At 60.6% G+C, this 22,000-nt stretch carries 20 protein-coding genes; 10 read left to right on the top strand and 10 right to left on the bottom strand.

The genetic code is table 11. The annotated features are described in order from the left end of the window. Positions 1-51 precede the first annotated feature (51 nt). The 4 genes from lepB to lptF all read right to left on the bottom strand — a co-directional run bounded on the left by lepB (position 52) and on the right by lptF (position 5,053). Positions 52-906 (bottom strand): signal peptidase I, encoded by an 855-nt coding sequence (gene lepB, locus AOA61_RS04105; RefSeq protein WP_032886444.1) that lies wholly within the window; start codon positions 904-906, stop codon positions 52-54. Between the two features lie 5 nt (positions 907-911). After that, positions 912-2,711 carry a translation elongation factor 4 gene (gene lepA, locus AOA61_RS04100; RefSeq protein ID WP_003210439.1) on the bottom strand — a complete coding sequence of 600 codons (1,800 nt, stop codon included), beginning with the start codon at positions 2,709-2,711 and terminating at the stop codon, positions 912-914. 151 nt (positions 2,712-2,862) lie between these two features. Continuing rightward, positions 2,863-3,942 carry an LPS export ABC transporter permease LptG gene (gene lptG / locus AOA61_RS04095; protein ID WP_032886442.1) on the bottom strand — a complete coding sequence of 360 codons (1,080 nt, stop codon included), beginning with the start codon at positions 3,940-3,942 and terminating at the stop codon, positions 2,863-2,865. After that, positions 3,935-5,053 carry an LPS export ABC transporter permease LptF gene (lptF, locus tag AOA61_RS04090; protein ID WP_032886439.1) on the bottom strand — a complete coding sequence of 373 codons (1,119 nt, stop codon included), beginning with the start codon at positions 5,051-5,053 and terminating at the stop codon, positions 3,935-3,937. The genes lptG and lptF overlap by 8 nt, the downstream gene beginning before the upstream one ends. A gap of 284 nt (positions 5,054-5,337) precedes the next feature. On the opposite strand from lptF, the gene AOA61_RS04085 reads away from it, so the two are divergent. The 5 genes from AOA61_RS04085 (at position 5,338) to rlmF (ending at position 12,000) form a co-directional block, all read left to right on the top strand. Next, positions 5,338-6,828, top strand: a complete 1,491-nt coding sequence (locus tag AOA61_RS04085; protein ID WP_099601187.1) for a leucyl aminopeptidase — start codon at positions 5,338-5,340, stop codon at positions 6,826-6,828. 51 nt (positions 6,829-6,879) lie between these two features. Further along, complete coding sequence (locus tag AOA61_RS04080) at positions 6,880-7,308, top strand: DNA polymerase III subunit chi (protein WP_095183913.1); 429 nt, start codon at positions 6,880-6,882, stop codon at positions 7,306-7,308. 7 nt (positions 7,309-7,315) lie between these two features. Beyond that, a complete protein-coding gene (locus AOA61_RS04075; RefSeq protein ID WP_032886434.1) occupies positions 7,316-7,705 on the top strand; it encodes a hypothetical protein in 390 nt (129 codons plus the stop codon). A 212-nt stretch (positions 7,706-7,917) separates the two neighbouring features. Next, a complete protein-coding gene (locus AOA61_RS04070) occupies positions 7,918-10,764 on the top strand; it encodes a valine--tRNA ligase (RefSeq protein WP_099601186.1) in 2,847 nt (948 codons plus the stop codon). A 216-nt stretch (positions 10,765-10,980) separates the two neighbouring features. Continuing rightward, positions 10,981-12,000, top strand: coding sequence for a 23S rRNA (adenine(1618)-N(6))-methyltransferase RlmF (rlmF, locus tag AOA61_RS04065; RefSeq protein WP_095183912.1), 1,020 nt, complete (start codon positions 10,981-10,983; stop codon positions 11,998-12,000). A gap of 65 nt (positions 12,001-12,065) precedes the next feature. On the opposite strand, the gene AOA61_RS04060 is transcribed toward rlmF, so the two are convergent. After that, positions 12,066-12,347 carry an HU family DNA-binding protein gene (locus tag AOA61_RS04060; RefSeq protein ID WP_003188840.1) on the bottom strand — a complete coding sequence of 94 codons (282 nt, stop codon included), beginning with the start codon at positions 12,345-12,347 and terminating at the stop codon, positions 12,066-12,068. A gap of 397 nt (positions 12,348-12,744) precedes the next feature. Here AOA61_RS04060 and yejK point away from each other — a divergent pair, with 397 nt between their 5' ends. Next, positions 12,745-13,749 (top strand): nucleoid-associated protein YejK, encoded by a 1,005-nt coding sequence (gene yejK, locus AOA61_RS04055; protein ID WP_032886429.1) that lies wholly within the window; start codon positions 12,745-12,747, stop codon positions 13,747-13,749. Then, complete coding sequence (locus tag AOA61_RS04050) at positions 13,749-14,099, top strand: glutaredoxin family protein (protein ID WP_032886428.1); 351 nt, start codon at positions 13,749-13,751, stop codon at positions 14,097-14,099. Before yejK ends, AOA61_RS04050 begins: the two co-directional genes overlap by 1 nt. Here AOA61_RS04050 and AOA61_RS04045 read toward each other — a convergent pair whose 3' ends face one another. The 5 genes from AOA61_RS04045 to AOA61_RS04025 are packed head-to-tail and all read right to left on the bottom strand — an operon-like array spanning position 14,100 to position 17,862. Further along, a complete protein-coding gene (locus tag AOA61_RS04045) occupies positions 14,100-15,077 on the bottom strand; it encodes a FecR family protein (RefSeq protein WP_099601185.1) in 978 nt (325 codons plus the stop codon). It lies immediately after the preceding gene. Beyond that, positions 15,074-15,652, bottom strand: coding sequence for an RNA polymerase sigma factor (locus tag AOA61_RS04040; protein WP_032886425.1), 579 nt, complete (start codon positions 15,650-15,652; stop codon positions 15,074-15,076). Before AOA61_RS04040 ends, AOA61_RS04045 begins: the two co-directional genes overlap by 4 nt. 9 nt (positions 15,653-15,661) lie before the next feature. Continuing rightward, complete coding sequence (locus AOA61_RS04035; RefSeq protein WP_099601184.1) at positions 15,662-15,988, bottom strand: DUF3325 domain-containing protein; 327 nt, start codon at positions 15,986-15,988, stop codon at positions 15,662-15,664. After that, a complete protein-coding gene (locus tag AOA61_RS04030) occupies positions 15,989-17,563 on the bottom strand; it encodes a PepSY domain-containing protein (RefSeq protein ID WP_099601183.1) in 1,575 nt (524 codons plus the stop codon). Next, complete coding sequence (locus AOA61_RS04025) at positions 17,560-17,862, bottom strand: DUF3649 domain-containing protein (RefSeq protein WP_099601182.1); 303 nt, start codon at positions 17,860-17,862, stop codon at positions 17,560-17,562. Before AOA61_RS04025 ends, AOA61_RS04030 begins: the two co-directional genes overlap by 4 nt. Before the next feature lie 170 nt (positions 17,863-18,032). Between AOA61_RS04025 and AOA61_RS04020 the strand changes: the two genes are divergently transcribed. From AOA61_RS04020 to fecA, 3 genes are all read left to right on the top strand, one after another. Beyond that, positions 18,033-18,521, top strand: coding sequence for a sigma-70 family RNA polymerase sigma factor (locus tag AOA61_RS04020; protein WP_095183908.1), 489 nt, complete (start codon positions 18,033-18,035; stop codon positions 18,519-18,521). Continuing rightward, entirely contained in the window at positions 18,518-19,459 is a 942-nt protein-coding gene (locus AOA61_RS04015; RefSeq protein WP_032886417.1) for a FecR domain-containing protein, read from the top strand. Before AOA61_RS04020 ends, AOA61_RS04015 begins: the two co-directional genes overlap by 4 nt. A 91-nt stretch (positions 19,460-19,550) precedes the next feature. After that, positions 19,551-21,890, top strand: coding sequence for a TonB-dependent Fe(3+) dicitrate receptor FecA (gene fecA / locus AOA61_RS04010; RefSeq protein ID WP_099601181.1), 2,340 nt, complete (start codon positions 19,551-19,553; stop codon positions 21,888-21,890). Positions 21,891-22,000: the final 110 nt, after the last annotated feature.

Below are 22,000 nucleotides of genomic sequence, written 5' to 3'. Positions count from 1 at the left end.
TGTCCAAGCCCCAGAAAAGCAGTCGGCGCTGTGTTCACAGCGCCGCTTGTATTACTTGATCAGCCCGACACGCGAGAAGTTCGGCAGGTGGCTGAGCTTGGGTTCCGGCCAGCTCATCCAGACCGCGAAGGCCTTGCCGACGATATTCTGGTCGGGAACCATGCCAAGCAGCTCCTTGGGAATGCTCGGGTCATCCCAGTAGCGGCTGTCGTTGGAGTTGTCACGGTTGTCGCCCATCATGAAATAGTGCCCGGCTGGCACTTTCCACTCTCCATCAGGCATGGCGCGGTAGCGGCTCATTTCCTTGCGGATTTCGTGCTCTACCGCACCGAGTTTTTCCTGGTACAGCTCGGCGCTGCCCAGGCTGTTCGGTTCGGAACCGAGCAGTTTCTCGGCCACCGACTCGCCATTGATCAACAGGCGCTTATCGCTGGTGTAGCGAATCACGTCGCCCGGCAGCCCCACCACACGCTTGATGTAATTGACGTTCGGGTCGCTTGGATAGCGGAACACCATCACATCACCGCGCTGCGGATCACCGACTTCGATGACCTTCTTGTCGATCACCGGCAGGCGAATCCCGTAGGAAAACTTGTTCACCAGGATGAAGTCGCCCACGTCCAGGGTAGGTTTCATCGAACCCGAAGGGATCTGAAACGGCTCCACCAGAAACGAACGCAGCACCAGCACGATGAACAACACCGGGAAGAACGACTTGCCGTACTCAACCAGCAAAGGCTCTTTGTTCAGTTTCTCGATCACCACGACATCGGGCTGGCTGACGCTGCCCTGATAGGACGCGATAGCCGCCCGCCGACGCGGGGCGAAGAACACCAGATCGAGCAACGCCAGGAGACCACAAACGGCAACGGCGATGACCAGCAACAGCGGGAAATTTAGCGACATAGGACCTAACTATCCAACCTGAGCACCGCAAGGAAGGCTTCTTGTGGAATTTCCACGTTGCCCACTTGCTTCATGCGTTTTTTACCGGCCTTTTGCTTCTCAAGCAGCTTGCGCTTACGGCTTACGTCACCGCCGTAGCATTTGGCCAGTACGTTCTTTCTGAGAGCCTTGACGGAGGTCCGTGCAATGATCTGCCCGCCAATAGCGGCCTGGATCGCGACGTCGAACATCTGGCGCGGAATCAGTTCTTTCATCTTCTCGGTCAACTGGCGACCTTTGTAGTGCGCGTTGTCCTTGTGCACGATCAGTGCAAGGGCATCAACCTTGTCGCCGTTGATCAACACATCCAGTTTCACCAGATTAGCCGATTGATAACGATCGAAATGGTAATCCAGCGAAGCATAGCCGCGACTGGTGGATTTGAGACGGTCAAAGAAGTCCAGGACCACTTCGTTCATCGGCAAATCGTAGGTCACTTGCACCTGGGTACCGAGGAACAACATGTCGTGCTGCACGCCACGTTTTTCGATACACAGGGTAATGACGTTGCCCAGGTGTTCCTGCGGCACCAGGATATTGGCGCGCACGATCGGCTCACGCATGTCTTCGATAGAAGACAGGTCTGGGAGCTTGGACGGGTTATCTACATAAATCGTTTCACCGGTTTTCAGCGCCAGCTCAAAAATAACCGTTGGCGCGGTGGTGATCAGGTCCAGGTCGTATTCGCGCTCAAGGCGCTCCTGAATGATCTCCATGTGCAGCATGCCGAGGAAGCCGCAACGGAAACCGAAGCCCAGGGCGTCGGAGCTTTCCGGGGTGTACTGCAACGACGAGTCGTTGAGGGTCAGCTTCTGCAGCGCTTCGCGGAAGTCTTCGAAGTCATCGGAGCTGACCGGGAACAGACCGGCGTAAACCTGCGGCTGGATGCGTTTGAAGCCAGGCAGCACGTCGACGTCAGGGGTGGAGCTCAAGGTCAGGGTGTCACCCACCGGCGCACCGTGGATGTCCTTGATACCGGCGATGATGAAACCTACTTCACCGGCTTTCAGATCAGTGGTTGCAGTGTGTTTCGGGTTGAATACACCGACGCTGTCCACCAGGTGGATCTTGCCGGTGGACTTGACCAGGATCTTGTCGCCCTTCTTCACACGGCCGTGGCGTACACGTACCAGGGAAACAACCCCCAGGTAGTTGTCGAACCAGGAATCGATGATCAACGCTTGCAGCGGATCTTCGTAGTTGCCGGTGGGGGCAGGAATGGTCTTGACCAGGCGTTCGAGCACTTCGTCAACGCCCAGGCCGGTCTTGGCGCTGCACTCGACGGCGTCGGTGGCGTCAATGCCGATGATTTTTTCGATTTCTTCTTTGACGCGGTCCGGATCGGCCTGTGGCAGGTCGATCTTGTTCAGCACCGGCATCACTTCCAGGCCTTGCTCGATGGCGGTGTAGCAGTTGGCCACGGACTGGGCTTCAACGCCCTGACCCGCGTCCACCACCAGCAGCGCACCTTCGCAGGCCGCCAGGGAACGGCTGACTTCATAGGTGAAGTCGACGTGGCCCGGGGTGTCAATGAAGTTCAGCTGGTACTTGATACCGTCTTTGGCGGTGTAGTACAGAGTAACGCTGTGGGCCTTGATGGTGATCCCGCGCTCGCGTTCGAGGTCCATGGAATCCAGTACCTGGGCTTCCATTTCACGCTCGGCAAGGCCGCCGCACATCTGGATGAATCGATCGGCCAGCGTCGACTTACCATGGTCAATGTGGGCGATGATGGAGAAATTGCGGATATGACTCAAATCACTCACGGATCAACACTCAAAAAGGCTGCAGGCAGATTGCCCGCTGAAAAATAGCCGGCAATTGTACCTGAAGCTTCGGCCAGACGTCATCTTTGCTGACCAGAACAAAAATGCCCCACTCATTCGAGCGGGGCATTTTTTGTGCATAAGCGCGGTATCAGCCAGCTCGGCGCAGCAGCCAGAACCCGGCCAGGGCGCAGATGGCGGTCGGCACCAGCACCGCAAACAGCGGGGAGAAACCGAATACCAGGCTCGACGGGCCCAGCAGGTCCTGGGCGATGCGGAATGTGAAGCCCACCAACACGCCAGTAAACACACGCTGACCCAGGGTCACGGAACGCAATGGGCCGAAGATGAACGAGATCGCCATCAACACCAGCGCGGCGGTTACCACTGGCTGCAACACCTTGACCCAAAACGCCAGCCAGTAACGACCGTTGTTCAGCCCTTGCTCCTTGAGGTAGTGGATGTAACTCCACAACCCAGAGATAGGCAGGCTTTCCGGAATCATCACCACGGTGTTGAGCAATTCCGGCTTGAGAGCGATGTCCCACTCTTCGCTTGGCTCATTGATCACTTCGGTGCTGGCCTTGGTGCCTTGGCCGACATTGCGGAAGTGAGTGGTAGTGATGTCCGTCAGTTGCCATTTTTCGCCGCTGTACTGCGCACGTTTGGCGAAGCTGGACGACAGCATGTGACGTTCTTTATCAAAAGTGTAACGCGTCACACCGATCAAAAGGCCGCCCGGTTGCACGGCGTTGATGTGGATGAACTCATCACCCTGGCGATGCCACAGGCCATGCTTGGCGCTTTGCGCATCGCCCGAACCCTGCGCCAGGGCGCGGTTGGCTTGGGCGGTGGTTTCGGCCGGCGGTGCGACGTATTCACCGATCAGCACGCTGCACAGCATCAGCAGCAACATGGGCTTCATCACCGCCCAGACAATACGGCCGATGGACACCCCGGCGGCACGCATGATGGTCAGTTCGCTGTTGCTGGCCAGGCTGCCCAGGCCGATCAGGCAGCCGATCAGCGCAGCCATCGGCATCATGTCGTAGAGCCGACGCGGCGCGGTGAGTGCCACGTAGCTCAGTACATCCCACACGGTGTAGGTGTCGCTGACGTTGCCCACTTCATCGATGAAGGCGAACAACGAGGCAAGGCCCAGGATGATGCCCAGAACCGCCAGAATGGCGATCAGGACGCTGCTACCAATGTAGCGATCGAGCTTAGCCACGAGCCAACTCCTTCTGGCCGCGACGGCTCAACATTTTCAAACGGATAGGTTCCCAGTAGAGCAGGCCCAGGCCGATCACCAGGAAGATCCCGTGCACCCACCACAACCCGAGGGTCGGCGAAAGCTTGCCCTTTTCCAGGGAGCCACGGGCGGAAATCAGAATGGTGAGGTAAGCCATGTACAGCAGGATCGCCGGCAACAGCTTGAGGAAGCGGCCCTGACGCGGGTTGACGCGCGACAACGGCACGGCCATCAAGGTCACGATAAACACCAGCAGTGGCAGAGAAATACGCCATTGCAGCTCGGCAATGGAGCGCAGTTCCTTGCTGCCGAACAAATCCTTCGTGGGAATGGCGTCGCGGTCAGTCACCTCGTCGCTGACATCCGGACGGGCGAGCAACACGCCGTAAGTGTCGTACTTGATGGCGCGGTAGTCGGCCTGGCCGGGACTGCCGTCATAGCGATAGCCGTTCTCCAGGATCAGGTAGCGACTGCCATCGGGACGCACGTCCTGGCGACCGGACTCGGCCACCAGCACGGAGATGCCACGGTCTTTCTTGTCCTGGCCCAGGCGCTTCTCGGAGATGAACACCCCGCCCAGGTTGGCACGGTCTTCGGTCAGGGTTTCGGTATAGGTGACCCGCGTGCCGTCATTGAGTGCCTGGAAGCGGCCCGGTTCAAGGGTGTCGAACTCGGTCATCGCGTCCTGCTTGTTCAGCACCAGCTGGAACTGCATGGCGCCCTGGGGGGCCAGGCTCAGGCTCAGCCAGGCAACGATAAGCGCGATGCCGGCTGCCGGGATCATGGTCATGCCGAGCAGACGCTGCTGGCTCATGCCGGTGGCCGAGAGCACAGTCATTTCGCTTTCGAGGTACAAACGACCGTAGGCCAACAGGATCCCGAGGAACAGGCCCAGCGGCAGGATCAGTTGCAGGAACCCCGGCAGGCGAAAGCCCATGATCAGGAACAACGAGCCTGGATCCAGGGCGCCCGAAGCGGCTTGGGCCAGGTATTTGACGAAACGACCACTCATGATGATGACCAACAGGACCGCACTCACGGCACTCAGGGTCAACAGGACTTCGCGGGATAGATAACGGAAGACAATCAAACCAGACACTCCAGGGTTGTCAGGCTAAGGCGGCCAAACAAGCAAGCATACCGAGTCAGCCCCTTTACGCAGGGCCGATTAAAAAGATGGCGCATTATCCTGTGATTGACCGCGCCTGTCACTGCGCAACCTTACACGCGGGTACAAAGCGCGTACGAAGGGTTGTCAGGCTCCGCCGGCGAGGTTCAAACTGCGGCCTTTGTCGCTGGCGGTTTACACAGCTGCCACGCTTTAAAGCCTGGATACAAATACCAGGCTCTCAGACCTTTATAAGGGACCCGAAAATGGAATTGGTTGTAAAAAGCGTTAGCCCCGAAACGTTGAAAACCGCCACCCTCGTGGTCGCCATCGGCGAAGGCCGCAAGCTCGGCGTGGCCGCCAAGCAACTCGACGAACTCAGCGGCGGCGCCATCAGCGCCGTGCTCAAGCGCGGCGACCTGGCCGGCAAAGTCGGTCAGAGCCTTCTGTTGCAGAGCCTGCCTAACCTCAAGGCCGACCGCGTTTTGCTGGTCGGCGTGGGCAAAGACGCTGAGCTGGGCGACCGCCCGTTCCGCAAGATCATCAGCGGCATCCTCAGCACCCTGAAGGGCCTGGGCGGTGGCGATGCGACACTGGCTCTCGACGAAATCGTGGTCAAAGGCCGCGACAGCTACGGCAAGACGCGCCTGCTGGCAGAGACCCTGGTGGACGGCGGCTATATCTTCGACCAGTTCAAGAGCCAGAAAGCCGAACCCCGCGCCCTGAAGAAAATCACCCTGCTGACCATCAAGGCCGCGCAGGCTGAAGTTCAGCGCGCCGTAACCCACGCTACCGCGATTGCCAACGGCATGTCGTTTACCCGCGACTTGGGTAACCTGCCGCCGAACATCTGCCACCCGACCTACCTGGGCGAGCAAGCCAAGGCGCTGGGCAAAGAGTTCAAGGGCCTGAAAGTTGAAGTGCTGGACGAGAAAAAGATCAAGGAACTGGGCATGGGCTCGTTCTACGCCGTGGGCCAGGGCAGCGACCAGCCACCACGCCTGATCGTGATGCAATACAACGGCGGCAAGAAGTCCGAGAAGCCTTACGCCCTGGTCGGCAAAGGGATCACCTTCGACACCGGCGGCATCAGCCTCAAGCCGGGCGCGGGCATGGATGAGATGAAGTACGACATGGGCGGCGCCGCCAGCGTGTTCGGCACCCTGCGTGCCGTACTGGAGCTCAAGCTGCCGATCAACCTGGTGTGCATCCTGGCCTGCGCCGAGAATATGCCGAGCGGCGGCGCTGCCCGCCCAGGGGATATCGTCACCACCATGAGCGGCCAGACCGTCGAAATCCTCAACACCGACGCCGAAGGCCGCCTGGTGCTGTGCGATGCCCTGACCTACGCCGAGCGCTTCAAGCCGCAAGCCGTAATCGACATCGCCACCCTGACCGGTGCGTGCATCGTTGCCCTGGGCTCCCACACGTCGGGCCTGCTAGGTAACAACGACGAGCTGATCGAGCAACTGCTCAGCGCGGGCAAGGCTGCCGACGATCGCGCCTGGCAACTGCCGCTGTTCGATGAATACCAAGAACAGCTGGACAGCCCGTTCGCCGACATCGCCAACATCGGCGGCCCGAAAGCCGGCACCATCACCGCTGCCTGCTTCCTGTCGCGCTTCGCCAAGAACTTCAACTGGGCGCACCTGGACATCGCCGGCACGGCCTGGACCAGCGGCGGCAAGGACAAGGGCGCCACTGGCCGTCCGGTTCCGCTGCTGACCCAGTACCTGCTGGATCGCGCAAAGGCCTGAAACTGAAGATGCCGGGGCGGCCATCACGCCGCTCCGGTCTCAGGAACCGCAATGACCCAAGTCGACTTCTATATATTGCCCAGCGCCGACCCGCTCGCGCGCCTGGACTTTGCCTGCAAACTCACCGAAAAAGCCTGGCGCATGGGCCATCGCATCTACCTGCACTGCAGCGATGCCGCTCAACGCGACGAGCTCGACGCCCGCCTGTGGCGCTTCAAGGGTGAAAGCTTCGTGCCACACGGCCCTGCCGAATCAGAACCTGAAGGTCTGATAGTGCTGGGGCTGGGTGACAGCTGCGGCGATCACCATGACCTGCTGGTCAACCTGGACCTGAAAGTACCGCCGTTCGCCAAGGCCTTCGCCCGTGTGGCGGAAGTGGTGGTGGAAGATCCGGCTATTCGTCAGGCCGCGCGGGAGAGTTTCCGTTTCTACCGCGAACAGGGCTATCCTTTGCAAGATCACCGGCTACAACGACTTTGAGCACACGATGGACACTTCCAACCCTGTAAAAAAAGATGACCACCTGCTGGACGACCTGGAGTCGATCCGTCAGTTGCTGGGTGATGACGGCTTGCAACCGCCGCTGCTGACCGAACCGGTCGACGGCGAGGTACAGATTCCGTTGCTGTTTGACATGGTGGGCGGCAAACCTGCGCCGGCACCGGTCGAACTGCCCGTCGTAGAACCAGCCCCCGTTGCCGCCGCCGCCGAGAAAACCCCCGACGCCCTGCTGCTGCATCTAGACAACGAACTGCGCGCCGCCGCGCAATTGATCATGCAAGACGTGATCGACGACTTTGCCCCGCATATCGAAACCGAGATCAAGCGCCGAATGGATGCGCGAATGGAACGGTTGCTCAGCCAGTACCAGTCTTAAACCGTGCATAGATCCCCTGTGGGAGGGGGCTTGCCCCCGATCGCGGTGTATCAGTCAGCCCATGTATGGTTGACACATTGCCATCGGGGGGCAAGCCCCCTCCCACATTGACCGGCGCACGTCTTTAGCCCGTCTTCGCCTCGCCCTGCGCCCTATCCCCCGTTATACTTGCCGGCTTTCCTGAATATATGCCAACTAGGGTCCCGCCGCGCATGGATAAGACCTACCAGCCGCACGCTATTGAAACTTCCTGGTACAACACCTGGGAGTCCGAGAACTATTTCGCTCCGCAAGGTGCGGGCGAGTCCTACACCATCATGATTCCGCCACCGAACGTCACTGGCAGCCTGCACATGGGCCATGGCTTCAACAATGCGATCATGGATGCGTTGATCCGTTTCCGCCGCATGCAGGGTCGTAACACCCTGTGGCAACCGGGCACCGACCACGCCGGTATCGCCACCCAGATGCTGGTGGAGCGCCAACTCGAAGCCACCGGCCAGAGCCGTCACGACCTGGGCCGTGAGAAATTCCTGGAAAAGATCTGGGAATGGAAAGACCAATCCGGCGGCAACATCAGCCGTCAGATCCGTCGCCTGGGCTCGTCCGTCGACTGGAGCCGCGAGCGTTTCACCATGGACGACGGCCTGTCCGAATCCGTGAAAGAAGCCTTCGTGCGCTTGCATGAAGACGGCCTGATCTACCGCGGCAAGCGCTTGGTCAACTGGGACACCAAGTTGCACACGGCGATTTCCGACCTCGAAGTGGAAAACCACGACGAGAAAGGCTTCCTGTGGAACCTTAAGTATCCGCTGGCCGACGGCGCCAAGACCGCTGAAGGCAACGACTACCTGATCGTCGCCACCACCCGTCCGGAAACCATGCTCGGCGATGCCGCCGTCGCGGTTAACCCGAACGACGAACGCTACCAGGCACTGATCGGCAAGTTCGTCGACCTGCCATTGGTAGGCCGTCGCATCCCGATCATCGCGGACGACTACTGCGATCCCGAATTCGGCACCGGCTGCGTGAAGATCACCCCGGCCCACGACTTCAACGACTACGAAGTCGGCAAGCGCCACAACCTGCCGCTGTTGAACATCTTCGATAAAAATGCCGCCGTACTGCCGGCCTGCCAGGTGTTCAACCTGGACGGCACGCTGAACGAAAGCATCGACGGCAAGATCCCGGCCGAATACGCCGGCCTCGACCGTTTCGAAGCACGCAAGCAGATCGTGGCCGCTTTCGATGCCGCCGGCCTGCTGGTCAGCGTTGACGACCACGGCCTGAAAGTGCCGAAGGGCGACCGCTCCGGCACCGTGATCGAGCCGTGGCTGACCGACCAGTGGTACGTGTCCACCAAGCCGCTGGCTGAGCCTGCGATTGCTGCCGTAGAAGATGGCCGTATCCAGTTCGTGCCTAAACAGTACGAAAACATGTACTTCTCGTGGATGCGCGACATCCAGGATTGGTGCATCAGCCGTCAACTGTGGTGGGGCCACCGCATTCCGGCCTGGTACGACGAGTCGGGCAAGGTCTATGTAGGCCGCGACGAATCCGAAGTGCGTGCCAAGCACAACCTCGGCCCGGACGTGGCGCTGCAACAGGACAACGACGTACTGGATACCTGGTTCAGCTCTGGCCTGTGGACGTTCTCCACCCTGGGCTGGCCGCAGCAGACCGAATTCCTCAAGAAATTCCACTCCACCGACGTGCTGGTGACCGGCTTCGACATCATTTTCTTCTGGGTTGCCCGGATGATCATGCTGACCATGCACTTGGTGAAGAACGAGGACGGCACGCCGCAGGTTCCGTTCAAGACCGTGTATGTGCACGGCCTCGTGCGTGATGGCCAGGGCCAGAAAATGTCCAAGTCCAAGGGCAACGTCCTGGACCCGCTGGACATCATCGACGGCATCGACCTGGAAACCCTGGTGCAGAAGCGCACTTCGGGCTTGATGCAGCCGAAACTGGCGAAGAAGATCGAAAAGCAGACCCGCGACGAGTTCGCTGACGGTATCGCCAGCTACGGCACCGACGCCCTGCGTTTCACCTTCTGCTCGCTGGCGTCTACCGGTCGCGACATCAAGTTCGACATGGGCCGCGTCGAAGGCTATCGCAACTTCTGCAACAAGATCTGGAACGCCGCGCGCTACGTGCTGGATAAAGGTGAAGACTGCGGCCAGAACGGCGAAGCCTATGAGCTGAGCCTGGCCGACCGCTGGATCATCTCGCAGCTGCAACGCACCGAAGCCGAAGTGACCCGCCAACTCGACCAGTTCCGTTTCGACCTGGCCGCGCAAGCCTTGTACGAGTTCATTTGGAACCAGTATTGCGACTGGTATCTGGAGCTGTCCAAGCCCGTGCTGTGGGACGAAAACGCACCGGTCGAACGCCAGCGCGGCACCCGTCGTACCCTGGTACGCGTGCTGGAAGTGGCGTTGCGCCTGGCGCATCCGTTCATGCCGTTCATCACCGAAGAAATCTGGCAGCGCCTCGCGCCGCTGGCCGGTATCGAAGGCAAGACCATCATGCTGCAGCCTTGGCCGGTGGCCAATGAAGCACGCATCGATGAAGCCGCTGAAAGCGATATCGAATGGCTCAAGACCCTGATGCTCGGCACGCGCAACATCCGCGCCGAGATGAACATCGGGCCGGGCAAGCCGTTGGCGGTGTTCGTGAAGAACGCCAGTGCCGAGGACCAGCGTCGCCTTACCGAAAACGATGCACTGCTCAAGAAACTGGCGAAGCTGGAGTCGATCACCGTCTTGGCTGACGGCGCCGAAGCACCGTTGTCCGCTACCGCGCTGGTTGGCGACATGGAAGTGCTAGTGCCAATGGCCGGTTTGATCGACAAGGGCGCAGAGCTGGCCCGTCTCGACAAAGAAATTGCGCGCCTGCAGGGCGAAGTGCAGCGGGTGGGCGGCAAGCTGTCCAACGCGGCATTCGTCGACAAGGCGCCAGCTGAAGTGATCGAGAAAGAGCGCGCCAAGCTCGCCGAGGCCGAACAGGCTCTGGGCAAGCTGGCGGAGCAACATGCGCGGATTTCCAGCCTGTAAGGTGGAATCAGCGTGAAAAAAGAGACCTTCGGGTCTCTTTTTTTATTTGCGAACCCGGTCAATGTGGGAGGGGGCTTGCCCCCGATAGCAGTGCATCAGCCTGAATATCTTTGACTGTCACACCGCCATCGGGGGCAAGCCCCCTCCCACATTTGCCCGGGTCAGGCTCAAGATGTGTGACAATGCCCACCACTTTGAGCCAACACCAGAATCAACATGACCGCCCCCACTACGCCCAAACCTCCGCGCAAGAAGCCTAAAACCGCTGCCACGGCCAAACCCGTCGCGCCGCGCAAAGAGGCCACCCTGCACCCGCGCAACCGCCACACAGGCCGTTACGACTTCCCGGCGCTGATCAAGACCACGCCGGAACTGGCGAAATTCGTGATCCTCAACCCCTACGGTAAGGAAAGCATCGACTTCGCCAGCCCTGACGCCGTGCGGGTATTCAACCGGGCGTTGCTCAAGTCGTTCTATGGCATCCAGCATTGGGATATCCCGCAGGATTACCTATGCCCGCCGGTGCCGGGGCGTGCGGACTATGTGCACTTCCTCGCCGATCTGCTGGCCAGCGTCAACGACGGCAAGATTCCCCGTGGTTCCATCGTCAAGGTGTTGGACATCGGCATGGGCGCCAACTGCGTCTATCCGCTGATTGGCTACATGGAGTACCGCTGGAACTTCCTTGGCTCGGAAGTCGACCCTATCGCCGTAGCCGCTGCCAAGGCCATCGTGCAGTCCAACGACCTGAGCAAGGTCATCCAACTGCGCCAGCAAAACAACCCCAAGCACATCCTGTTGGGCCTGCTGGAACCTGGCGAGCGCTTTGACCTGACCATGTGCAACCCGCCCTTCCATGCGTCCATGGACGAAGCCACCAAGGGCAGCGAACGCAAGTGGCGCGCGCTGGGCAAGGCTGATCCCAAGCGCAAATTGCCGGTGCTGAACTTCGGTGGCCAGTCGGCCGAGTTGTGGTGTGAAGGCGGTGAAGCGCGGTTCGTGACGCAGTTGATCGCTGAAAGCGCGAATTTTGCCCATAAGGTGCTGTGGTTCAGCACCCTGGTATCAAAAGCGTCGAACTTGCCCGCCATTGAGACAGCCCTGAAAAAAGCCGGCGTGCTGGAAAGCCAGGTGGTGGAGATGTCCCAGGGCCAGAAGCAAAGCCGTTTCGTGGCCTGGACTTTCCAGACCAAGAACGAGCAGCAGATCTGGCGCCAACGCTGGGTTCGCGATTAATAAATCGCAGGCAACAAAAAACCGTGCCCGGATTGCTCCGGAGCACGGTTTTTTTTTGCTGCGTCTTACTTGTTAACAGCGTCGGTCAGGCCTTTGGCCACAACCAGCTTGATAACTTTCTTGGCAGCGATTTCGATGGCAGCGCCAGTCGAAGGGTTACGGCCAGTACGGGCTGGACGCTCGGTCACTTTCAGTTTGCCAACGCCTGGCAGAGTGATTTCGCCGCCGTTTTCCAGCTGATCAGCAACAACTTGGCTCAGTTGGTCCAGCAGAGCGCGCACGGTAGTTTTCGGTGCGTCTACTGCTTCAGCCAGGTCAGCGATCAGTTGGTCTTTAGTAATAGCCATTGTGGTGTTCCTTCCCTATCAAATTCATATGGATTGCAGAGTGCAGTGTCAGCCGTCGAGCCCGACCGTCTAGGCCTGGCACCCCAGGCTTATAACCTCGGAGAACGGGGTTATAGATGCTTGAAACGGGGATTGGTTCGACCTGACAGATGCTGAATGCACGCTTAACGCCGAGACTTGGCGTAAGACGGGGCAAAACTAGCACAGAGACGGGGAAATATCCGCCTCTACCTACCCATTTGGTCAGCTTTATCGCTCTAAACCGTCAAAAAAAGGAATATACCCGGTCGGACCCCACCCAAAACGCCCTTCGAAGCGCGTCTTGACCAATGGGTGCGGTACACTGGGCGACTTTTCGGGGAGGCCAACCGCTCCCCTTCAACCAGCCGAGAAGCCCATGCCGATCCGTCATTGCATCGTCCACCTGATCGACAAAAAACCCGACGGCACGCCCGCAGTTCTCCACGCACGCGACTCGGAGCTCTCCGAATCCGCCGCCATCGAGAATATGCTTGCCGACCTCAACGAGAGCTACAACGCCAAACAAGGCAAGGCCTGGGGTTTCTTCCATGCCGAGTCCGGCGCGCACCCGTTCAGTGGCTGGTTGAAGGAATATTTCGAGGGTGGCCAGGATTTCACCACCTTCAGCCGCACCGCCGTTGAGCATCTGCAGAAGCTGATGGAGGAATCCAACCTCTCCACCGGCGGCCACGTACTGTTCGCCCACTACCAGCAAGGCATGACCGATTACCTGGCCATCGCCCTACTGCACCACAGCGAAGGCGTAGCGGTAACCGACGAGCTGGACGTGACTCCGTCGCGCCACCTGGACTTGGGCCAACTGCACCTGGCCGCACGGATCAACGTGTCGGAGTGGCAGAACAACAAGCAGTCCAAGCAGTACATCTCGTTTATCAAAGGCAAGAATGGCAAGAAAGTCTCGGAGTACTTCCGCGATTTTATCGGCTGCCAGGAAGGCGTCGACGGTCCGGGCGAGACCCGCACCCTGCTCAAGGCCTTCAGCGACTTCGTGGAAAGCGAAGACCTGCCGGATGAGTCCGCCCGCGAGAAAACCAAAACCCTGGTGGACTACGCCAGCAGCCAGGCCAAGCTCGGCGAGCCCATGGGCCTGGAAGAACTGTCGGGCTTGATCGATGAAGATCGGCCAAAGGCGTTCTACGACCATATCCGCAACAAGGACTACGGCCTCTCGCCGGAAATCCCCGCCGATAAGCGCACCCTTAACCAGTTCCGCCGCTTCACCGGGCGCGCCGAAGGGCTGTCGATCAGTTTTGAAGCGCACCTGCTGGGCGACAAGATTGAGTACGACGAAGCCGCTGGCACCCTGATCATCAAGGGCCTGCCGACCCAACTGACTGACCAGCTCAAGCGCCGTAACTGATGCTCGGCGGGGTTCTCAAGAAAGTCCTGTTGGTGTTGCTGGTGGTGGTGGTTATCCAGAACTGGGGCAAGATCGAACGGCTATTCAACCCCTCGCAGGTGGTTTCAGAGCAGGTCCGCACTTCGGCGCGGGTGGTGCTCTATGCCACCGAGTGGTGTGGCTACTGCAAGCAGATCCGGCGCTTCCTGGATCAGAAAGGCATTCCGTACCAGGCCTTCGACATCGAGAAGGACGCCCCTGCGCGCAAGGCGTATGAGGCGCTGGGCGGTGGCGGGATTCCGTTTGTGGATGTGAATGGGACGCTGATTCGGGATTACAACCCTGAGGCGATCATGGCGGCGTTGAAATAATCAGCGCACCACGATCACCCGTCCCAGCAGGCTGTGCTGTTCAAACCCCAGCACTGCCTGCAACGCGTTCAGCACGGCCTGCGGGTCTTTGCTCGGGAAGCTGCCACTGACCCGCTTGGCGCCCATATCTTCGTTGAGCAGCAGGATGCGGCCAGGGTAGTAACGCCCCAAATCCTTCACCACATCGGCGAGCGGTGCCTTGTAGTAGTTGAGCCAGCCGTCGCGCCAGGCCAGGCGCGATTCGCTGTCGACCGCGTGCAGGGGATCGGCAATGCCATCGGCGTAAGCCACTTGCTGACCTGCCGTCAAAACCTGCTGCTGGCCCTGCTCCGACGGCGTCACGCCGACCCGCCCCGACAACACCGTCACTTGAGCGCCCGCTGGTTGCAGGCGCACTTCGAATTGTGTGCCGAGCACCCGCGCTTCACCGCTGCCCGCCCCCACCACAAAGGACTCGCCGGTGTGGGTCACGCTGAAAAAACCGGCGCCGCGACGCAGCTGGATATGCCGCTCGCCATGGCTGAAATCCACGGCAATCGCGCTGTCGGCATCCAGGGTGACTTGAGATTGATCCGCCAGGGTGACGGTTTTTATTTCTCCTGGCGCCGTCACGTAATCGGCGCCGAAATCATCGACCCAACGCGATGGCTGCCAACCTACGCCCATGGACACCATCAACAGCAGGCAGGCAGCCATGGCCAGGGCGCCGGACCAGCGCACGACACGTGAACGTTTCGCGGTGTTCATCGTATTGAGGTAGCCCTGCAATGCCAGGGCTTCTTCTTCCGCCAGGGCGCGTGCAGGTACTTCGCTTAGCTCCCAGAGCACCTGGGCCTGGGCGTAGGCCTCGACGTGTGCCGGGTTGGCGCGCAGCCAGTGGCTGAACGTCGCCTGGTCGCCGCTGCTGGGTTGGTCGTGCAACAGACTCAGCCAGGCCAGTGCGGCGTGTTCCTGCTCGGGCGTGGGGGTGACGTTCACGGTGCTTTCCCTGGCGTGCGTGGAGGCGATGGGTCGCGAAGGCTGGCCTTGCAAGCTTCGAGGGCACGCATCATATGTTTTTCCACGGCACTTTGGGACAGGCCCATGGCCTTGGCGATTTCCGCGTATTTGCGGCCATGGATGCGGTTGAGCAGGAAAATCTGCCGAGTGCGCTCGGGCAGGCTGCGCAAGGCGGCTTCGACATGGCGCAGGTCGTTACCCGCTTCCAGTGCGGCCTGGGGTTCAGAGCCCTGGTTGTCCTGCTGCTCGGGCAACCAACCTTCGCTGCTGCGCACCCGCGCGCCTTCGCTGCGCAGGTGGTCGATGGCGATATTGCCGGCGCAGCGCAGCAGGTAGGTGCTGAGCTCTTCGACCTGCACCAGCGGCCGGCGCCAGAAGCGTAGAAACAGATCCTGCACCAGATCAGCCGCCGTGGCGCGGCAGCCTACACGTCGACTCACCAAGGCTTCCATCTGCGAACGCTGGGACAGAAACACCTGCAGAAAATGCGCACGCCCACCCGCCGCATCAGCTTGCGAGCTGTCCTGGGATTCGGGTGGGGTGCTGATCATCATGGCTTGGGCTCAGAGGGTGGCAAAGGCCGCAACGGGGCTCGCCAGCAGGCCGGCGCCCGCGAGGATCAAGGCCAGCCTTGGCCGATACGGCAACAGCAACACCAGCAGCAGCGCGCTGAGCATCAATACAGCGCACCACTCCACCAATCCCAGGCCCCAGCCAGCCACGCTCACGGCAGGCCAGATCGCGACGGCAAGCAGCAAACCGCCAGCCACACGCAAACCCAGGCGTCGACGAGGTGATGGCTTGCTGTGCAGCAGTTCGCCGTGATGGCGATCGGTGGACAAGCACAGAGCGGTAAACCCGGCATAGCACATCAGCAGCGCGAGGAGCATTCAATTGGCCTCTTGCTTGAGGTTGAGCGGACGCGCCCGTTCAGCCTTGGGCTGCGGTGCCGTGCGGTGGTGCATCTTCCACGCCGCCCAGGCGAGAAACACGCCGCTGCCCAGACAGGTCAGATCAAAGCCGGCCATCGCCCAGTCACCACGGGCCAGGGACACGCCCAAAGCGTGGTCGGTGGTGATTGCGTTGAGCAGTGGCACCGCGGCAAACAACAACGCACCGACGCTCAATTGCTCGACCCAACCCTGGCGCCCACGACGCACAATGGCGTGCAACAGGCTCAGGCCCCAGGCGATAAAGAAGGTCTGCACTTCCCAATCGGAGCGTTCGGCGAGGCTCACGGGCAGCAGGCGGTTGGCCCAGAAGAACGCTGCAATGGCGATCACCAAACCGGACATGCTGGCGATATTCAGCACTTCCACCAGTCGCAACTCAAACGGCATCACACCGGTTTTGGCATGTTTGAGTTGGCGCTTGCCAAGCCAGATCACCAGCCCGGTGCCGATCATCGCAGTGCCTGCCAGGCCGCAGATGAAGTACAACCAGCGCAGCACCGGCCCAGCGAAATGGCCCATGTGCAGGCCGTAGAAACTGCCGCCGACCATGGCGGTCAACGATTGCCCGTCGCTGGCCCGCAACAGTTCGCCGGTGTGCCCGTTAAACGACACAATGCTGTCGAATTCATGCACCACGCTGTCGGAACTTGCGCGGAACACATTGACCGACGCGTTGACATCACCGGGGTTATTCACCCCGATCCGCCCTACGTGGCCACCCTCCCATTGCGCCCGCGCTTGCTCGTACATCGGCAGCAGCGGCGCCAATTCGCCCGGCTGCCCCGACGCCGGCGCGTTGTTGGTCGCGGGGAATATCTCGTTGAAAAATGCGCGGATGTCGTTGCCATAGGAGGCCATGATCGGCGCCGGCATCACCATGCTCATAAAGATCACCAGGCTGCTGTACGTGATCATCAGGTGAAACGGCAGCACGAGCACACCCACCGCGTTATGCCCGTCGAGCCAGGAGCGCTGGCCTTTACGGGGGCGGAAGGTGAAGAAGTCCTTGAATATTTTCTTATGGGTGATGATGCCGGTGATCAGCGCCACGAACATCACCATCGCAGCGAGGGTGGACAGCCAGCGGCCCCAGGGGTGCGGCATTTGCAGTTGGAAGTGGAAACGGTAGAAGAAATCCCCGCCCATGCTTTCGCGGGCCTCTACGGCTTGGCCGCTGACGGGGTCGAGGGTTTTGCGCATGAAATTGCCGCGGCGGCCGGGGTCGAGCTTGTCTTGCCACATGACCGACAGGCCGGGGTCGCGGCTATCCGGCAGGGCGATAAACCAGCGTGCCGCTGTGGGTGCCACCTGCTGCAGGTAGGTTTGCGCGACGCTGAGACTGCGCGCATTGTCCAACGGATGAGCCTGGACCTCGGGCTGCATCCAGTGGCTGATCTCATCCTTGAAGTAAGACAGCGTGCCCGTCAGGAAAATCGCAAACAGCAGCCAGCCGAAGATCAAGCCCGCCCAGGTATGCAGCCAGGCCATGGCCTGGCGAAATCCCTCTTTCATGTGCGCACCATCCACAAGCCCACACCCGCCAAAGCGGCAAAGAGTGCGCTCGGCAGCATCACGCCAAACCAGGCGCGCCAAGCCGTACGGCAGGCGAAGCACCAGAGTACGGCAAGCAAATAGAACACAAATGAACTCATCATCCCGGTGATCACGGCGTCGGCGCGAGAAGTTGGCATCCACAATGCCAGGCAGATGGCGGCGAGGGAGGCCATGAGGTAGCCACCGACCACGGCCGCCAGCACGCGGGAGGTGACAGCCAAGCGGTAGAGCGCGGGAAGCGAAGTTTTGCTTTTCATGCGAGAGGCGCCAGGTTCATCAGCGCGCAATATTAATGATAAATATTCTCATAAGCAAAAGAGAACGGATGAAACACCTGCTCTGCCGGATTGCCGAACCGTGTCCCGGGACATACAATGCGAACAATTCTTGTTCTCTAAAGCATGCCGATATTTGCGGAGTGTTTGCGTTGAGCCCGTCCAACCCCGTCGAAGTTCTGTACAACGACCATCACCACTGGCTCACCGGCTGGTTGCGACGCAAGCTCGGCTGTCCGGAAAGTGCTGCCGACCTGGCGCAGGACACCTTCGTCCGCGTACTCACTGCAAGGGAAACGCCCACGCTGGTCGAGCCGCGCGCGTTTCTCACCACCGTGGCCAAGCGCGTGCTGTTCAACTTCTATCGCCGCCAGGACCTCGAACGCGCCTATCTTGACGCCCTCGCACAAATGCCCGAACACGTGGCGCCGTCGGAAGAAGAACGCGCAATCATCCTGCAAACCCTGGTCGAGCTGGATCAACTGCTCGCCGGCTTGCCCACACAGGTCAAGCGCGCGTTCCTGCTGGCCCAGCTCGATGGCCTGACCTACGCGCAGATCGGCGCTGAACTGGGCATTTCCATTGCCACCGTCAAACGCCACCTGAATAAAGCCGCCATGCGCTGCTACTTTGCCCTATGAACGTCTCGACCCAAGTCGCTGAACAGGCCGTGCGCTGGCTGATGGAAATGCAGCAAGGCGCGCTCAACCCACGCCAACAGGCCGCCTGGCAACACTGGCTGAATGCCCACAGCGAGCACCAGCGCGCCTGGGACCATATCCAGCGCGTTAACCAGCGCCTGCGCGGCATGCCCTCGCCCCTGGCTCACGCCGCGTTGAATGCGCCGACGTCTACCAGCCGGCGGCAGGCGCTGAAGTTGCTGTTGATCCTCGGCGCTGGCTCGGCAGCCGCCTGGAGCCTGCGCCAGCAGCATATTCTGCCGCCCCTGACCGCCGACTACCGCAGCCCGGTGGGCCAACGCCGCAAGGTGCAATTGGCCGACGGCAGCCAGTTGCAGCTCAATACCGGCAGTGCCGTAGATGTACATTTTGATGGCCAGCAACGGCTGATCCGACTGCTCGAAGGCGAGATCATGCTGAACGGCATCGCCGGCAACACGCCATTGCGCGTCCTTACCGGCCAGGGCCTGCTCAGCAGCCAAGCGGCGCGCCTGAACGTACGTCAGTTCAACGACCACACCCAGCTGGCGGTGCTCGACGGCCAAGTCGAGGTGATGCCCAACACCTACAGCGGCCTGCCGCTGACAGTCGAAGCGGCGCGCCAAGTCAATTTCACCCGCAAAGGCTGGGACACCCCGCGCCCCACCGACGCCAACAGCGGCGCCTGGGCCGACGGCATGCTGGTGGCTGCACACATGCGCCTGGAAGATTTCCTCGGCGAACTGGGCCGCTATCGTCGCGGCCAGGTCAATTGCGATCCGCAGGTTGCCAATTTATTGATCTCCGGCAGCTACCCGCTGGACGACAGCGAACGCATTCTCAACCTGTTGGAAGTCAGCCTGCCGGTGAAAGTGCGGCGCTTTACCCGCTATTGGGTGACAGTGCAGGCGCGCGCCTGAAATTATTTTCTGTACCTGTGAGCCGTTTTCCACACCTCGCGTGACAGAGAAGGAAAGCCACCTTGATCCTTCCTTCTCAGGACCGCTCTTCATGCCCCAGCAGCCGACCCTAATCGCCCGCACCTTGCGCCAACTGTTACTGGGCGCCAGCCTCAGTTTCGCAGTATTGCCCCCGGTGATGGCCGCCGACCCCAAGCCTTATCACATTGCCCCGACCTCGCTGGAAGCGGCCCTCAATCAGTTTGGTCGCGAAGCCGGCGTATTGATTTCCTTCGGTTCCGAAATCACGGCGGGCATGCAGAGCCGTGGTTTGTCCGGCAGCTACAGCACCACCGAAGGCCTGCAAAAACTGCTGGAAGGCACAGGCCTGGAGGCCCGCCCTGAAGGTGACAACGCCTTCAGCCTGCAACCGGCAAACGCACCGGCTGCGGTAGAGCTGGCGACTTCCAGCGTGGTCGGCGACTGGCTCGGCGATGCGGCACAAACCAATGTGTTCGAACACCCCGGCGCCCGCGATGTGATCCGCCGCGAAGAGTTCGAACGCCAAGGCGCCACCCAGGCCAAGGACGTGCTCAACCGCATCCCCGGCGTCAACGCTCCGGACAACAACGGCACCGGCAGCCACGACATGGCGCTGAACTTTGGCATTCGCGGACTCAACCCGCGCCTGGCGTCGCGCTCCACCGTGCTGATGGATGGCATCCCGGTGCCCTTCGCGCCGTATGGCCAGCCGCAACTGTCCTTCGCACCGATCAGCATGGGCAACATGGACGCGGTGGACGTGGTACGTGGCGGCGGCGCCGTGCGTTACGGCCCGCAGAACGTCGGCGGCGTGGTCAACTTTGTGACCCGCGCGATCCCGGATGCGCCCACGGTCAAGGGCGGCTTGCAGACTGAAACCAGCCCGTCATCCAGCCATGACGGTTTCAAGACTACCGGCAACCTGCTGGCCGGCGGCACGGCCGACAATGGCCTTGGCGGCGCGATTCTGTATTCCGGCACCCGGGGTGGCGACTGGCGCGAAAACAGCAACACGCGCATCGACGATTTGATCCTCAAGGGCAAATACCAGCTCGACGACGCCAATAGCTTCAACGCCATGGCGCAGTACTACGAAGGCCAGGCCGATATGCCCGGCGGCTTGAACGTGGCGAACTACAAGGCCGATCCGTACCAGTCCACCCGCCCCTACGACAAATTCTGGGGCCGCCGCACGATGTTCAACGTCGGCTACCGCTACGAACAGGATCGTCGAGAATTCACCGTCAACAGTTTCTTCACCAAGACCCTGCGCAGCGGTTATCTGGACCAGGGCACGTTCCTGTCGCTGTCACCGCGTGAGTATTGGGTGCGCGGCGTGGAAACCCGCTTCGCCCAGGGCTTTGACCTCGGCCCGACCAGCCATGAAGTGGGCGTCGGCTACCGCTACATCAACGAAGCGGGTCACGAGTTGCGCTACCGCACGCCGATCTCGGCCAACAACCAGCAAATCCCCACGACTGACAGCCGCAACGACCGCGACACCCGTGGCGGCACAGAAGCCAATGCGTTCTTCGTCGATGACCGGATTGATATCGGCAAGTGGACCATCACCCCGGGCATTCGCTACGAGATGATCGAGTCCCAGCAGAGCAATAACCTGACCAACGTCAAATACAAAGGCGACTACAACACCGCGCTGCCGGCGTTGAACGTGCTCTATCACCTGACCGACGACTGGAACCTGTATGCCAACACCGAAGGTTCATTCGGCAGCGTGCAGTACAGCCAGATGCCCAACCGTGTCACCAGCGGTGAAGTCAAACCGGAAAAAGCCCGCACCTGGGAACTGGGTACCCGCTATGACAACGGCACCTTGCGCGCGGAGATCGGTGCGTTCCTGATCAACTTCGATAACCAGTATGAAAGCAACCAGACCAACGACTCGGTAATCGCCCGGGGTGAGACACGCCACCAGGGTATCGAAACCAGCGTCAACTACGCCCTCGATGGTTTGAGCCCGGCGTTGGCCGGTTTTGATGTGTACGCCACCTACGCCTACGTCGACGCCACCATCCGCGAAGACGGCCCGAACAAAGGCAACCGCGTGCCCTTCTCGTCCAAGCACAAAGGCACCCTCGGCGTGGGTTACACCGAAGGGCGCTGGAAACTCAATGTGGACAGCAGCTACCAGAGCAGCCAGTTCGCCGATAACGCCAACACCGAGGCCGAGACCGCCGACGGTGCCAACGGACGCATCCCCGGCTACATGCTGTTCAGCAGCCGCGCGGCCTATGATTTCGGCCCGCAACTGTCGGATTTGAACGTGGCGGTCGGCGTGAAGAACATCTTCAACAAGCAATACTTCACCCGCTCGTTTGACGATAACAACAAGGGCAAATACGTCGGTGAGCCACGCACGGTGTACGTGCAGACCTCCATCGCGTTCTAACTGCCCAAGCAACACACCACCTGTGGCGAGCGGGCTTGCCCCGCGTTGGACTGCGTAGCAGGCCCGGCCTTTTTAAACAAAGAGCTGGGGTCGCTTCGCAACCCAACGCG

Origin of the sequence: Pseudomonas sp. 2995-1, from assembly GCF_002742505.1 — a bacterium.
In the GTDB taxonomy this organism is placed as follows: Bacteria; Pseudomonadota; Gammaproteobacteria; order Pseudomonadales; family Pseudomonadaceae; genus Aquipseudomonas; species Aquipseudomonas sivasensis.
This window is presented reverse-complemented; position numbering and strand designations above follow the sequence as displayed.

Excerpts from the sequence above, each read along its gene's own strand:
- AOA61_RS04030 (WP_099601183.1), bottom strand. The coding sequence starts at position 17,563 with ATGAAAGAGGGATTTCGCCAGGCCATGGCCTGGCTGCATACCTGGGCG.
- yejK (WP_032886429.1), top strand. The coding sequence starts at position 12,745 with ATGCCGATCCGTCATTGCATCGTCCACCTGATCGACAAAAAACCCGAC.
- AOA61_RS04050 (WP_032886428.1), top strand. The coding sequence starts at position 13,749 with ATGCTCGGCGGGGTTCTCAAGAAAGTCCTGTTGGTGTTGCTGGTGGTG.
- AOA61_RS04075 (WP_032886434.1), top strand. The coding sequence starts at position 7,316 with ATGGACACTTCCAACCCTGTAAAAAAAGATGACCACCTGCTGGACGAC.
- lepB (WP_032886444.1), bottom strand. The coding sequence starts at position 906 with ATGTCGCTAAATTTCCCGCTGTTGCTGGTCATCGCCGTTGCCGTTTGT.
- fecA (WP_099601181.1), top strand. The coding sequence starts at position 19,551 with ATGCCCCAGCAGCCGACCCTAATCGCCCGCACCTTGCGCCAACTGTTA.
- AOA61_RS04035 (WP_099601184.1), bottom strand. The coding sequence starts at position 15,988 with ATGCTCCTCGCGCTGCTGATGTGCTATGCCGGGTTTACCGCTCTGTGC.
- AOA61_RS04060 (WP_003188840.1), bottom strand. The coding sequence starts at position 12,347 with ATGGCTATTACTAAAGACCAACTGATCGCTGACCTGGCTGAAGCAGTA.
- rlmF (WP_095183912.1), top strand. The coding sequence starts at position 10,981 with ATGACCGCCCCCACTACGCCCAAACCTCCGCGCAAGAAGCCTAAAACC.
- AOA61_RS04085 (WP_099601187.1), top strand. The coding sequence starts at position 5,338 with ATGGAATTGGTTGTAAAAAGCGTTAGCCCCGAAACGTTGAAAACCGCC.
- AOA61_RS04070 (WP_099601186.1), top strand. The coding sequence starts at position 7,918 with ATGGATAAGACCTACCAGCCGCACGCTATTGAAACTTCCTGGTACAAC.
- AOA61_RS04025 (WP_099601182.1), bottom strand. The coding sequence starts at position 17,862 with ATGAAAAGCAAAACTTCGCTTCCCGCGCTCTACCGCTTGGCTGTCACC.
- AOA61_RS04040 (WP_032886425.1), bottom strand. The coding sequence starts at position 15,652 with ATGATGATCAGCACCCCACCCGAATCCCAGGACAGCTCGCAAGCTGAT.
- AOA61_RS04015 (WP_032886417.1), top strand. The coding sequence starts at position 18,518 with ATGAACGTCTCGACCCAAGTCGCTGAACAGGCCGTGCGCTGGCTGATG.
- AOA61_RS04080 (WP_095183913.1), top strand. The coding sequence starts at position 6,880 with ATGACCCAAGTCGACTTCTATATATTGCCCAGCGCCGACCCGCTCGCG.